Source organism: Desulfovibrio sp. (assembly GCF_034006445.1).
In the GTDB taxonomy this organism is placed as follows: Bacteria; Desulfobacterota; Desulfovibrionia; order Desulfovibrionales; family Desulfovibrionaceae; genus Desulfovibrio.
Genome location: NZ_JAVESS010000002.1, coordinates 163,965 through 177,945 on the forward strand (window position 1 = coordinate 163,965; position 13,981 = coordinate 177,945).

A 13,981-nucleotide genomic window follows, 5' to 3' on the forward strand; every position below is an offset into this window, starting at 1 on the left:
CATTCCCGCAAGTGGGCATGCCGCAGCATTCCAGCGTCAATCGCCATGGCCAGATATACCGTCCAGCCGGGAGTTGCCTCGCAAATGGAAAGACTGTGTGCCTGGCGAAGAAGCGCCCTCCATACTATCCGGGCTGCAAGGCCTGACATTTCGTGCGCCCTTTTTTCTGCGGTTCGCCGTACCAGCGCTTTTGAGGCATCAGCATGATCCATACCCGCACGCTCCAGGCCCTTGAATATCACCACATTACCAGCCATCTCTCCTCGCTGTGCATTTCAGGCGTCGGACGTGAACGTGCCCTGAACCTGACCCCGCTGGACTCGGCGGAGGACGTGAACCTTGCCGCGCGCGTTTATGAGGAAGCCGCGGACTGGTCCTCGCGCCCGACTCCTGGCGGCGCGGTCTTTACGCTTAACGCCTTTCCCGACGTATCGGGCTTTCTGCACGCGGCGCAAACCTCGCGCGCCCACGCCTTTCAGCCCGACGTGGACGCCTTCTGGGCGCTGCGGGAAGTGCTGCGCCTGGCGCGCGACGCCCATGCCGCCATCGCGGTGCCCGACGCGCCGCGGCAGTGGCCGCACCTTCTGGCCATGGCCGACGGCGCTCCCCTGCCGGTGCAGCTTACGGCCGCCCTTTTGCGCTGCATTTCCGATGACGGCCTTCTGAAGGACGAAAGCTCCCCCGAACTCTATCGCCTGCGCGGCGAACTGCGCCGCCTGCACCAGAACTGTATGCGCAAGGTCAAGGACTTTGCCCTGCAGTACAACATGCTGACCTACCTGCAGGACGAGTTCATGACCCTTTCGTCAGACCGCTACGTGCTGCCCCTCAAGGCCAATTTCAAGGGCCGCATGCAGGGCATTATCCACGACTGGTCGCAGACCGGCGAAACCTGCTATTTCGAACCCATGTTTCTGGTGGAAATCAACAACCGCCTTCAGGAACTCAAGCGTGAGGAGCGCGAAGAAGAGCGCAAGGTGCTGCTCTACCTGCGCGGCCTGCTGGAAGCCGAACTGCCGGGAGCCCTGGCGGCGCTTGAGCTTCTTGCCCAGCTTGACCTGTTGCAGGCCAAACGCCGTCTGGCCGCATTGCTGGACGGGCGCTGCCTGCCGCTCACTCCCGTGGCCGAGGGCATACAGCTGCTTGAGGCCCGGCACCCCCTGCTTATGCTCAACAGGGCAAAGGCGGCCAGCAGCGCCGCTGCTCAGGGTGCAAAAGGCGCGGCCCCGTCTGCTGCGTCCGTGCGCCCTCTGGACATCATCCTGCGCCCCGGCGAGCGCGCCCTGGTTATTACCGGCGGCAACGCGGGCGGCAAGACCGTCTGCCTGAAAACCCTCGGCCTTATTGCTGCCATGACGCTGAGCGGACTGCCCGTGCCTGTGGGGGCTGGCTCGCATGTGCCGTGGTTCAGCCGCATGGACGCTTTTATCGGCGACGAACAGAGCCTTGAGGGCAACGTGTCCACCTTCACGGCCCAGATAGAACACCTGGCCAAAGCCTGGAAGCATCTTGACGCCAGCGGCATTGTGCTGCTGGACGAGTTTGGCGCAGGAACCGATCCGGCCCAGGGCGCGGCATTGGCGCAGGCGGTACTTGACGAATTGCTGGACAAACATACCTTTGTTCTGGCGGCCACACATTTTCCCGCGCTCAAGAGCTACGCCCTCACCAGGGAAGGAGCCAGGGCGGCTTCGATGCTCTTTGATCCCCAGAGTAAAAAGCCTTTGTTCAAGCTGGCTTACGACCAAGTTGGAGCCAGTCAGGCTCTGGATGTGGCGCGCGAACACGGCCTGCCGGAAAGCATCGTGCGCCGGGCCGAACACTATTTGCTGCAAGACGGCCAGGACGCCACGACCCTGCTTGGCCGCCTGAATGATCTTGCCGCCCAGCGTGAGGAAGAGCTTGTTACCCTCAGGCAGGAGCAGGACAAGGCGCGCACGGCCACAAAGCTCGAGCGCGAAAAAATGGAAAAAGAGCGTCTGCGTCTGCATGACGAAGTACGCGCCAAGGCCACCGAGCTTATGCGCGCCTGGAAAGAAGGCCGCGCCACACACAAGCAGGCCCTGAAAGAAATGTCCCGGTTGCGCGCGTCGCTGGCAACGGAAAGCGAAGCCACGCAAAGCCGATCCATATTGCCCAGCCCGGAACATTTTGTTGTGGGCCAGCAAGTGTTGCACACCATTTTCAACAAGCGCGGCGTCGTCACCGATGTGGACGAGCGCCGCAGCCGCGTGCGTCTGGACATGAACGGCGTGAACCTCTGGGCCGACATGAAGGCCTTGCGCATTCCGGGGCGTCAGGCTGCCCCAAGCCCCACGGGCAAATCCTCCATTCTGGACAGCACGCCCCGACAGCCCCTTGTGCCTGAAAGCGGCGGATCAGCCCGGCCTGCCGGAGCGGCCGATGGAGCGTCACTACGTCTTGACATGCGGGGCCATCGTGCCGATGTAGCGCTTGCGGAGTTGGAGCGTTTTATGGACAAAGCGCTGCTGGCGGGCTTCAGGGAAGTGGAAGTTGTGCACGGGCGCGGCACGGGAGCCTTGCGCAAACAGGTTCACGAATTTTTGCGGGCCTTTCCGGCAGTGGAGACTTTCAGTCTTGCCCCCGAAGATCAGGGGGGTGACGGCATGACCATTGTAACCCTGCGGTAGCCGATACGCCCGGATCACGTGATTGGGGCTGCAAAAATTTGCGTTGGAAGCAGCCGTGCAGCATTCTGACGAAACATGTTTTGTTACCGCGAGAGAACAGTTTTTTTGCGTAACGGGCTGCCACCGCTGACGGCAACAGTGCCGAAACACGCGCACACCGCTCTCTGGCCAAGGAAAAGAATCTGCAATGCAGTCCAAGGACGCCATACGCGCCATCAAGGAGCGCATGAATATTGTGGACATCGTGCGCCGCTATGTGGAACTCAGGCGCAACGGCCCACGCTGGGTAGCGCCCTGCCCCTTTCACCAGGAAACCAAGCCTTCCTTTTCCGTCAATGAAGACCAGGGATTGTTTTACTGTTTCGGGTGCCACGCCTCGGGCGACATCTTTGATTTTTACAGCCGCATTAATGGCCTTGATTTTAAGGAAACACTTGAACAGCTGGCCGCTGAGGCCGGCATAACCATTGAGCGCGGCCCTGGCAGCGCCCGCCAGCAGGGTGAGGAACGTGAACGCCGCTCCTCGCGGCAGCAGATGCTGCGCATGTATGAGCTGGCCGCCGGGCACTTTGCCGCCACGCTCAACAGCCCTGACGGCCAAGAATGCCGGGCCTACATAGACAAGCGCGGCCTGAGCCAGGAAATAGTGCAGCGCTTTGGCCTTGGCTGGGCCAAGAGAGAGTGGCAGTCCCTGGCGGATGCGCTGCGGCGCGCGGGTTTTGACGGGCGTATGGCGGTTGAGTCCGGTCTGTTGGGGCAGTCCGGCAACGGGCGGGCCTATGACCGCTTCAGGGGGCGGCTCATCTTTCCCATCAAGAGCCTGTCCAACCAGATCATAGCCTTTGGCGGCCGCATCATCGGCGATGAGGACGAAGCAAAGTACATAAACAGCGCCGACACGCCCATCTATAAAAAAGGCGAACATCTTTACGGTCTGGCGCAGGCCCGCAAGGGTCTGGTCACCAAGGGGCGGGTACTGCTGACCGAAGGGTATATGGACGTGCTGACCCTGCACCAGTTCGGCTATGACAATGCCGTTGGGGTGCTTGGCACGGCGCTGACGCCAGAGCAGATCAAACGGCTTTCTGGTTTTGTTTCGCAGATGACCCTGCTTTTTGACGGCGACCGCGCCGGGCGCAAGGCGGCCCTGCGGTCGTGCGAAATGCTGCTTACGCGCGGCTTGTCCTGCTCGGTTGTGCTGATGCCCGATGGTGAAGACATCGACAGCCTGCTGCGCGGCGCTGGCCCGGAAGCGTTTGAGGAACTGCAGGCCCAGGCCCCGGACGGCCTCAGGTTTTGCGTCGATGTGCTCAAGGCGCTTGCCCCACGGGAAACCGTGGAATGGGCGCGAAACTTTCTGCGTCAGGTGGAGATTCCCGAACTGGTCAGCCCCTACGTTTCACGGCTGGCCAATCATCTTCAACTGTCAGAGACCGACCTGCGCGAAGGGCTTGTCCAGTCGCGCGGTTCACGGTCAGACAGAACGCGCGCCGAAACTGGCGGAACTTCGACCGGGCGCGCGCGACAGAACATACGCGATCGTGAAGTCATGATGTTCGCCGTGCGCTACCCGCACCGGCTGACGGACATGCAGGAAATGGGGGCCGACCTGGTTCTCCAATCCCCCGTGGCCCGACAGTTGTGGGACAAGATCGAAACGCACGGCCCGGAAGCGGTTTTTCATCAACTGGACCAGAGAGAAAAAAATTTCTGGTGCAAATGTTGCGGCCCGGAGGCCGCACCGCGTGACAACGGCGACAGGGAACTGGAATCACTGCGGCATTATCTGAACAATTACTACGCCTCAGCGCAAAAATCATCTCTATCCGCAGCCTTGAGAGCCAATACCGGCACAGGTGACTTTGAGGCTGATTTGGACTATCTTCGCGCACTTAAGGAAACCTTGGAGAAAGGGCATGAGCAATCTTAAAGATATCCAGCAGATTCAATCGCTTATTGCTAAAGGCAAGGGCGCGGGCTTTTTGACTTTTGAAGAGGTCAACAAGGCTCTGCCCGTTGAAATGAGCACGCCCGAGCAATTTGAAGAAATTATCGGCATTTTTGAACAGCTGGAAATCGTTATTGTGGACTCGGAAAAGGACGGCAAAAAGATTTCCGCCGCTGCCACCGAGTCGGATGAAGAAATTACCGACAGCTCGCTGGATCTGTCCGAAGACGAAGAGTCCGCCGACTATTCGTCGCGCAGCACCGACCCCGTGCGCATGTATTTGCGCGAAATGGGCGCCGTTCCCCTGCTGGACCGTGACGGCGAAGTGGTTATTGCCAAAAAAATCGAAATGGGCGAGCAGGACGTGCTCTACGCCCTGGTTGAAGTTCCTGTGGCGGTTGAAGAACTCATCAATGTTGGCGAAGACCTGCGCCAGAACCGCATCAAGCTTAAGGATGTGGTCAAAACCATTGAAGAGGACGACCCCAGCGAAGACGAAATGAACCAGCGTTCACGCGTTATTCTGCTGCTTGACGAAATCAAGCAGACCTTCAAGAAAAAGCGCAAGATTTACAAAAAGCTGGATACATGTGCCTGCATGGATCGCCGCGTCACTGCCGTGCAGAAAGAAATCATCTGCTTCAAGGAAGAAATCGTCACGCGCCTGCGCGACATCAAGCTGGAAAAGACCCTCATCGACCGCATCATTGAAACGGTTGAAGACTACGTGCGCCAGATGCACAACTGCCAGCGCGACCTTTCGGCCTACATTCTTTCCACCGGCCGCACCCAGGCAGAAATCCAGGCCATGTTTGACGGGCTTGAAAAGCGTGAAGTGAACCCCGTTGACGCTGCGCGCGATCTCAAGCTCAGCGTGGACGAGCTTTTTTCCTTCAAGGAAATGATCATCGGCAAGATAGAAATTCTCAGCCGCCTTCAGGAAAAATGCTGCCACAACGTGACGGATCTTGAAGAAGTGCTGTGGCGCATCAAGCGCGGCAACACCGCCGCCATGCGCGCCAAGCAGGAGCTTATCCGCTCAAACCTGCGGCTTGTGGTGTCCATTGCCAAAAAATACACCAACCGCGGGCTTCAGTTCCTTGACCTCATCCAGGAAGGCAACATCGGCCTCATGAAGGCTGTGGACAAGTTTGAATACCAGCGCGGCTACAAGTTCTCCACCTACGCCACGTGGTGGATCCGTCAGGCCATCACCCGCGCCATAGCCGACCAGGCCCGCACCATACGCATACCCGTGCACATGATTGAGACCATCAACAAGCTCATCCGCACGTCGCGCTACCTTGTGCAGGAACTGGGACGCGACCCCACCCCGGAAGAAATCGCCGAACGTATGGAATATCCGGTGGAAAAGGTCAAAAAGGTGCTCAAGATCGCCAAGGAACCCATTTCGCTGGAAACGCCCATTGGTGATGAAGAAGATTCGAGCCTCGGCGACTTCATTGAAGACAAAAAGGCTGTGGCCCCGGCTGAAGAAGTCATCAACACCAAGCTGTCCGAGCAGCTGGCCGCCGTATTGGCCGACCTCACCCCGCGTGAGGAGCAGGTGCTGCGCAAGCGCTTCGGCATTGCTGAAAAGAGCGACCATACCCTTGAAGAAGTGGGCAAGCTCTTTAACGTCACACGTGAACGCATCCGGCAGATCGAAGCCAAGGCTCTGCGCAAACTGCGCCACCCGGTTCGCAGCCAGCCTCTGCGCTCATACTACGAAAACTGATTCATGCGGGGCGGTCTGGCAGTAAGCGTCAGGCCGCCCCGGCTTCATGGCCGCGCAGAACAGCAGGGTTTACGGTGCTCACAACTTTGAAAGGGCGGCATGATCCCGCCACTTTTTCACACATGCAGCAGGATACCATAGTGATTGTGTCAGCTTTGCGCAGGTTCGGGCGGCTGTACAGCGCGCCCAGATTTTTTGGCCTTCTTTGTCTGCTGGCTCTCCTGCCCCTGTTGAGCCTTTCACCAGTGGCCTGCGCCTGGGCTCAGACGCAACAGCAGACCGCCACCACCACGCCCGCAGATGCGGCTTTGGATACTGCGGACACTGCTGGCAGCACCATCCCGAACATCGCCGACAGTCCCCGGGACGCCACAGCAACGGTCACGAACGCCGCTGAAGTTGAAGTTCCGCCCGTTGAACCGGCTGCCGCCGCAGTGCCTGTGAGCACTGCTCCCGCCGCCAGCGATGCCGTGCCTGCCCCTCAGGCAAGCCCCACGCCCCAGGCAGCCCCCACGCCCCAAGCCGTGCCTGCCCCTCAGGCAACCCCCGCGCCCCAAGCCGCCCCTGCTCCCCAGATAGCCCCCACAACGCAGGCGGTGCCCTCGACTCAGACGATTCCCAGCCCAGGCCCCGATGCTCCGCCTCTGCCCCAGCCGCTTGGTTTTGTGGCTACCTGTTTTGACGGCGACACCCTCAAGCTTACGGACAGGCGCATCGTGCGTCTGGCGGGCATTGACGCGCCCGAACTGGCCAAGGGCGACCGCAAGGGCCAGCTTTTTGCGCGGGAAGCAAGGGTCCAGCTCACAACGCTGACCCAGGGCCAGCAGGTAAAGCTCCTTCAGGCGGGCGTCAAACACCGCGACCTGTATGGCCGCATCCTGGCCGAAGTTCTGTTGCCTGACGGCAGATCCCTCAATGAAATCATGGTGCGCAATGGCGCGGCCTATTTCTATCCGCACCGCGACCTGAGCCCGCAGTTGCAGGAACGCCTGCGCAACCTGCAGCACGAAGCCATTGCCGAACGCCGGGGCATGTGGGGCTTTTTGCTTTCGCAGCCTGTGGCCAAAAACACCTACCTTGGCAACAAGGAGTCCCTGCGTTTCTTCCCCTCAGACTGTGCCGAAGCGCAAAAAATACGCCCTAGAAACCGCGTCTATTTCGGCAATCTGATGGACGCCTTCATGGCGGGCTACGCCCCTGCGCGGATTTGCCCCTTCTGGCCGGTGACGCCATGAACGAAAGCCTCGGACAAAATACCACAGCTCACGGGCCGCTGGCGGATCAAACCGCTCTGGTCATTTTTTCCGGCGGTCAGGATTCCGCCACCTGCCTGGCCTGGGCTTTGGAACGATTCGGCCATGTCCGCACCCTTGGCTTTGATTACGGGCAGCGCCATTCCGTAGAACTGGGCTGCCGCCAGAACCTGCGGCAGGGCATGGCCGCTCTGAAGCCCCAATGGGAACAGCGCCTTGGCCCCGATTGCCTTCTGGATATTGATCTCTTTCGCCAGTTGGCCAATACGGCCCTCACATCATCCGCGCCCATTGAAGAGCACGGCCCTGACGGCCTGCCCACCACCTTTGTTCCGGGCCGGAACCTTATTTTTATTCTGCATGCGGCTGCCTGGGCGTACGGCCTGGGCATACGCCACATGGTGCTGGGCGTGTGCCAGAGCGACTATTCCGGCTATCCCGATTGTCGCGACGACAGCATCAAGGCCATGCAGGTGGCCCTGAACACGGGCATGGGCGCGAACTACGCCTTGCACACGCCGCTCATGTGGCGCAGCAAAAAAGACGCCTGGACCCTGGCGCGCAGTCTGGGCGGCTCCGCCCTGGTTGACCTGATTGTGGAGGAAAGCCACACATGCTACGCGGGCCAGCGCGGCAGCCGCCACGACTGGGGCTATGGCTGCGGCCAGTGCCCGGCCTGCAAATTGCGGGCAGCGGGCTATGCCGAGTACGTGGCCGCCTGCCGGGCCGAAGGTGAAAGAGTATGTCCAAAAAACAGCTGACTGCCGCACAGGGCATTGAAGCGGCCTGCATTCTTTTTGCCATCAATTCGGATGTGGAAGGCATGGTGCGGCTGGCGCACAGCGCCCAGTTGCCATCCAGCTATCTTGATGGCCCGGGTGCCATCAGCTTTTGCTCGGAATGGCGCGCCTTTACCCATGCTGTGGTCACGTCGGGCCTTATGCAGTACGCCCCCAACAGCGTGCTCATGGGCTATCTGCGCCAGACAGGCAACCTGTTGCAGCACGCTGACCAGAGTCAGGCTGCGCAGCACGGCCAGGGCGCAGACAAGGCCGAAGGCTCCGGCAAATGCACAGAGGACGCAGGCGCGAAGCTGGAAGCCTTTGTGGATGGCCCCTTTGCCCAATATATGCCCTTGCTGGCCCAGGGGCAGCAGTCACAGTGCCCCGAACTTTTCTGCCAGCGCCTTGCTGTGGAAACGGCGCGGATTCGTGGCGAAGCCACGCCTCTGGACAATCAGTCCATGGCCCGCCTGGCGGCCATCATGGCCATGCTGATCAGCGCCGTGTGGGACAAGCTGGAGCAATATGAAATCCTGGCGGACTGACACGTTCGCTACGTAAAAAGAACCGCCCGTAAAACGGGCGGTTCTTTTTACGCATCGTCGTCATTATCCAGGAACGCCCAGTGCAGCATGCGCTTGTGCATGCGCAGCCGGTATTCGGACTGTTGCGCCAGCATGGACGTTTTGCCGTTCCGCATGATGTTGCTGCTCACCATGATGGCATCGGCCGGCGCCGCGCCAAGCATGACCCTGGCGTGCGGCTTTGCCTTGGCCAACAGATCGTCGCTCACGCTCCAGTCATCATATTCTTCAGCGGTAAGACCGCCCCGGCTGCCGACCGAGATGTAATCAGCACCTTGCACGGCATCTTCAGGCGTATCTACAAATTCGATCTTGCTTCCAAGCCGCGCCGCTTCTTCCTTGAGGGAAGTTCCGTTTACATGTGGCGGCAGGGCAATACGCAGGTTGAAGCGGAACCACTCCGTGGCCGTCACCAGTGAATGCAGGGTGCCATTGAGGCAGCCGATCCAGGCGCAGGTCACATTGCGAAGGTCCTTGGAATTGCGGAGCATGCAGGCAATATCAGCCAGGGCGTGCGCGGGGTGGGCGTCGGGGCTGCCCGCGTTGATGATGGGAAAGCGCAAGGCAAGCCGATCAGGATCCCAGGAACCCACCGACAAGCCGTACGTATAAAGGCAATCCACATAATAGCTGAAGATAGGCATAAGCTGTTCACGAAAGGCAGCCAGCTCTCTTCGCCAGACACTACGGTTGCCTTCATACACCACAGCTCCGCCCATTTGCCGCACCGCCGCCGAAACGCAGAGCCGTTCCGGCAGGGAATAGTCGGCAAACATGAGCATCGCCACACGTTCATTCATAAAATTGGTACGGGTTTTGGCGTCCGGCATGCCCATGGCCTGTTGCACAAGGAGCCAGGATGCCTTTTCGCCCAGATTCTTGATAGTTAAAATATGTCGTGCCATAAATCCTCCGTGACGAGGGTCACATACGTTAATTCAGCCTGGTGCTAAGACTCTAACAAGGCGTCGTGCCTCTGTCCAGAAGCGTCGCGCAAGCATTTGACACCATACGCAAAGCCTTTGTACAAAAAACAGCCCGACACTGTGGGGCCAGCAGTCAATCCTGTGTGTAAAATTCACCTTGATGCTTTTTTGCATGGGTGCAGACTTGTGATTTGTACTGCTTTTCCGCTACAATGTTTTACAACGCCATTGTGGGACTTCTACTGTTACCAAGGACCAACGGGAGTTTTGATGAAAGCCTTTTTCTTTGACCTTGACGGAACCCTGCTCAATTCTCTTGCTGACATAGGCGGCGCTTGCAACGCCATCCTCGAGAAATACGGCTACCCCGCGCATCCACTGTCAAGCTACAGGCAGTTTGTGGGGAACGGCTTTGGCAAACTTGTGCGCAGTACCCTGCCCGCAGACGCCAACCTTGACGAACAGACCATGACGCAGATCGAGGAAGAAGCCCGCCACTACTACGCGCAGCATATGTGCGAACACAGCCGCCCCTACGACGGCGTTATGGCAGCCCTGGAAAACCTGCAGGCCGCAGGGCACCCTCTGGCGGTTCTTTCCAATAAACCCGATGAACATACCCAGGAAATCGTCCGGCACTACTTTTCCGGCATTCCCTTTGCCCTGGTTCGCGGCGCCCGAAAGGACGCGCCCCTGAAGCCACATCCCCGTGCCCTTCTGGACATGATGGAATCAATGCATATTTCTGTCCCACAAACTCTGTATGTGGGCGACAGCGATGTAGATGTGCTGACCGCACACAATGCGGGCGTGGTTTCTGTAGGCGTGGCCTGGGGATTCCGTGGCGCAGAAGAACTGCGTAGTGCCGGAGCCGACCATATTATTGACAGTCCTTCCCAACTGCCTACACTGGCAGACGAGGAATAGCATATGAAGCGTCTTATTATTCAGATTGATGAAGAAAAGTGCACTGGCTGCGGCCAGTGTATACTGGACTGCGCCGAGGGCGCGCTGGCCATTGTTGACGGCAAGGCCAAACTTATAAAAGATTCATACTGCGATGGTCTGGGCGCCTGTCTGAACTGCCCCGAGGGCGCTTTACAGCTTATAGAGCGTGAGGCCGATGATTTTGACGAGGAAGAAGCCCTGGCCGCCAAGGCTGAACGCGATGGGCTGCCTGGCAAACCTGCCGGACACGGCCCGCACGGGCCTGCACACGGCATGCCGCATAAACCCGGCGGGTGCCCCGGAAGCATGGCGCGCGCCCTCAAGCCCTTGAGCCCCGCCGCTGTGGCAGCCAATCCCGGCCTTGTCACAGATTTGCCCTCGTGGCCCATACAATTGCGCCTTGTACCGCCCACTGCCGCCTTTCTCAAGGGCGCGCATGTGCTGCTGGCCGCCCATTGTGCGGGGTTTGCCCTGCCCAATTTGCACAAGGACTGGATAGCGGGCCGCATTCCCATCATCGCCTGTCCCAAGCTTGAAGACAATGCGGCTTTGCTGGAAAAACTCACGGCCATTATACAATCTGGGCAAATAGCCAAGCTCACGGTGTTGCGCATGAGCGTGCCGTGCTGTGGCGGGCTTGAGCGACTGGTGGAGCAAGCCCTGAAAGATGCTCAAAGCGATATTCCTGTGGAGTGCCAGATAGTTGCGGTGTAACATGAACAGCGACTCTCTTTCTGTCTGTACAAACAAATAGCCTTTATAGCGTCTTGACAAAACATAGCAAATTGCTATGTTTTAACCACGGTCCCCGCGAGAGCACAAAGCGGGGACCAGACGCTGAAAATGCACACAACCAGGTAAGAGAATCACTGCCTTTATAATAACTTCAGGGTCAAGGAAGAGGCCATGCCCATCAAGATTCCCGCGGATTTACCCGCCTGCGCAGATCTCGAAAACGAAAATATTTTCGTCATGACCGAAGACCGCGCCGTGGCGCAGGACATCCGCCCGCTTGAAATAGCCATCGTCAATCTGATGCCCACCAAGATTGCCACAGAAACACAGATGCTGCGGCTTTTGAGCAACTCACCTCTTCAGGTCAATATCACCCTGTTGCGCACTGAGGCTCACGAATCCAAGAACACCCCGGCCCAGCATCTCGAACGTTTTTACAAGACGTTCAGCGAAATACGGCACGGCAGCTTTGACGGCATGATAGTCACCGGAGCGCCAGTGGAACACCTGCCCTTTGAGGATGTGGACTACTGGCATGAACTGCTTGACATCATGAACTATGCCTCCAGCCACGTGTACTCGACCCTGTATATTTGCTGGGCGGCCCAGGCGGCCCTGTACCATTTTTACGGCATACCCAAATTCAATCTTCCGAGCAAACTTTCGGGTATTTTCAATCACGACATATTGCATCCGGGCTGCCGTCTTTTCAGGGGTTTTGACGATACTTTTACCGCGCCGCATTCGCGCAATACCGAAGTGCGGGCGCAGAACATCCTTGACGAACCGCGTCTGCGCCTTTTGGCCCAGTCGGATGAAGCGGGAGTCACTCTTGCGGAAAGCAAGGATCACTCCCAAGTTTTCATGACCGGGCATCTGGAGTACGATAGGGGAACACTTGATGCAGAGTATCGCCGCGATGTTGACAGGGGCCTCAGCCCTGATGTGCCGCAGCACTACTACCCCAATGACGATTCTGCCGCCTTGCCGCACATGAACTGGCGGGCGCACGCGCATTTGTTCTATTGTAACTGGCTCAACTATTACGTGTATCAGGAAACTCCGTTCAGTCTTACAGCCATTGCCCAGAACCGCGAATCGCGGTCTCTGTAATACCCAAACCGACCGCTTGCCGGAGACGAGGAGCCTATGCGATTTTCTACCAGAACCCGTTACGGACTGCGTTTTCTATTGCGACTGGCAGCCCAACCCCAGGGCAGTCTTTTGCAACTGGGGCAGGTAGCCCGCGAAGAAAACATTTCTTCGGGCTACCTGGAACAGATTGTCCGGGCATTACGCCCCATGGGCGTACTGCGGGCCGTACGCGGTTCCGGCGGCGGCTACGCTTTGGCCAAAGCTCCCACTGATATTAATATGGAAGAAGTTTTTCAGCATCTTGAAGGCGAAATATCTCCAGTACGCTGCCTGAGCAAGGGCCGTTCCTGCCAGCGGGAAAAGCACTGCTCCACACGCGGCTTCTGGAGTGAACTGGACGCACACATCCGCAGCTTTCTGCAACAGCGAACGCTGCAAGAAATCATAGACACAGAGAAACACTCCGCGTCGGGAGGTAATTATGTGGAATTACACTGAAGCCGTACATGACCATTTCCTGCGGCCCCACAATGTGGGTCCTCTGGAAGGGGCCAATGCCGTCGGCGAAGTAGGCAGTCTGGCCTGCGGCGACGCTCTTAAGCTCTATCTCAAGATCAGCGAACAGGGCATCATCGAGGACGCAACCTTTGAAACCTTTGGTTGCGCCAGCGCCATTGCCTCCAGTTCCGTACTGACTGACATGATCAAGGGCATGTCTGTGGAAGACGCCCTCAAGATCAGCAATAAAGATATTGCCAATGCTCTTGGCGGGCTGCCCAAGCAAAAGATGCACTGCTCGGTCATGGGACAGGAGGCGCTTGAGGCCGCCATCCGGCAGTGGAAGGGCGAACCGCCCGTGCCGCACGCCCATGAGGAAGGCAAGCTCGTCTGTAAGTGTTTCGGCGTGACCGATGCCCAGATCATCCGCGCCATCCGGGAAAACGGGCTCAAGACAGTTGAAGAGGTCACAAACTACACCAAGGCTGGCGGCGCGTGCGGCGAATGCCTGGATGAAATCGGCGAGATTCTCGCGGCCGAGCTCAAGCAGAAGCCCCTGGTGGAGCTGAAGCCCAAGCCGCGGATGACCAATGTGCAGCGCATGCAACTGGTGCTCAAGACCATTGAAGAAGAAATCAAGCCTCTTCTTGCGGCCGACGGCGGCGATATTGAACTCGTCGATGTAGACGGCCTGCGCGTGGTGGTCTCGCTGCGCGGACGTTGCGCTCAATGCCGCTCCAGCGATGTGACCATCCGCGACCTGGTGCAGCGCCTCTTGCGTGAACATGTGGAACCCGACCTAGTGGTTGAGGAGGCATAAGGC

General features: G+C 58.6%; 12 protein-coding genes. 11 read left to right on the forward strand and 1 reads right to left on the reverse strand.

Going from position 1 to position 13,981, the window contains the following annotated elements; translation table 11 throughout:
* Positions 1-203: 203 nt before the first annotated feature.
* From RBR41_RS03465 to RBR41_RS03490, 6 genes are all read left to right on the forward strand, one after another.
* Positions 204-2,651, forward strand: a complete 2,448-nt coding sequence (locus RBR41_RS03465) for an endonuclease MutS2 (RefSeq protein ID WP_320351083.1) — start codon at positions 204-206, stop codon at positions 2,649-2,651.
* A 187-nt stretch (positions 2,652-2,838) separates the two neighbouring features.
* Positions 2,839-4,581 carry a DNA primase gene (dnaG, locus tag RBR41_RS03470; RefSeq protein ID WP_320351085.1) on the forward strand — a complete coding sequence of 581 codons (1,743 nt, stop codon included), beginning with the start codon at positions 2,839-2,841 and terminating at the stop codon, positions 4,579-4,581.
* Positions 4,568-6,337 carry an RNA polymerase sigma factor RpoD gene (gene rpoD, locus RBR41_RS03475; RefSeq protein WP_179979344.1) on the forward strand — a complete coding sequence of 590 codons (1,770 nt, stop codon included), beginning with the start codon at positions 4,568-4,570 and terminating at the stop codon, positions 6,335-6,337. Before dnaG ends, rpoD begins: the two co-directional genes overlap by 14 nt.
* A 140-nt stretch (positions 6,338-6,477) precedes the next feature.
* Complete coding sequence (locus RBR41_RS03480; protein WP_320351088.1) at positions 6,478-7,572, forward strand: thermonuclease family protein; 1,095 nt, start codon at positions 6,478-6,480, stop codon at positions 7,570-7,572.
* Positions 7,569-8,351, forward strand: coding sequence for a 7-cyano-7-deazaguanine synthase QueC (gene queC / locus RBR41_RS03485; protein WP_320351090.1), 783 nt, complete (start codon positions 7,569-7,571; stop codon positions 8,349-8,351). The genes RBR41_RS03480 and queC overlap by 4 nt, the downstream gene beginning before the upstream one ends.
* A complete protein-coding gene (locus RBR41_RS03490; RefSeq protein ID WP_320351092.1) occupies positions 8,333-8,917 on the forward strand; it encodes a serine/threonine protein kinase in 585 nt (194 codons plus the stop codon). Before queC ends, RBR41_RS03490 begins: the two co-directional genes overlap by 19 nt.
* Positions 8,918-8,964: 47 nt before the next feature.
* On the opposite strand, the gene RBR41_RS03495 is transcribed toward RBR41_RS03490, so the two are convergent.
* A complete protein-coding gene (locus RBR41_RS03495; RefSeq protein WP_320351094.1) occupies positions 8,965-9,861 on the reverse strand; it encodes an ornithine carbamoyltransferase in 897 nt (298 codons plus the stop codon).
* A 291-nt stretch (positions 9,862-10,152) separates the two neighbouring features.
* Here RBR41_RS03495 and RBR41_RS03500 point away from each other — a divergent pair, with 291 nt between their 5' ends.
* The 5 genes from RBR41_RS03500 (at position 10,153) to nifU (ending at position 13,978) form a co-directional block, all read left to right on the forward strand.
* Entirely contained in the window at positions 10,153-10,809 is a 657-nt protein-coding gene (locus RBR41_RS03500; protein ID WP_320351095.1) for an HAD-IIIA family hydrolase, read from the forward strand.
* A 3-nt stretch (positions 10,810-10,812) separates the two neighbouring features.
* Positions 10,813-11,544: an ATP-binding protein gene (locus RBR41_RS03505; RefSeq protein ID WP_320351096.1), complete on the forward strand. Its 732-nt coding sequence runs from the start codon at positions 10,813-10,815 to the stop codon at positions 11,542-11,544.
* 192 nt (positions 11,545-11,736) lie between these two features.
* On the forward strand, positions 11,737-12,678 hold the full coding sequence (metA, locus tag RBR41_RS03510) for a homoserine O-acetyltransferase MetA (RefSeq protein ID WP_320351098.1): 942 nt from the start codon (positions 11,737-11,739) through the stop codon (positions 12,676-12,678).
* A 36-nt stretch (positions 12,679-12,714) separates the two neighbouring features.
* Positions 12,715-13,158 carry an Rrf2 family transcriptional regulator gene (locus tag RBR41_RS03515; RefSeq protein WP_320351101.1) on the forward strand — a complete coding sequence of 148 codons (444 nt, stop codon included), beginning with the start codon at positions 12,715-12,717 and terminating at the stop codon, positions 13,156-13,158.
* A complete protein-coding gene (gene nifU, locus RBR41_RS03520) occupies positions 13,142-13,978 on the forward strand; it encodes a Fe-S cluster assembly protein NifU (protein ID WP_320351102.1) in 837 nt (278 codons plus the stop codon). The genes RBR41_RS03515 and nifU overlap by 17 nt, the downstream gene beginning before the upstream one ends.
* Positions 13,979-13,981: the final 3 nt, after the last annotated feature.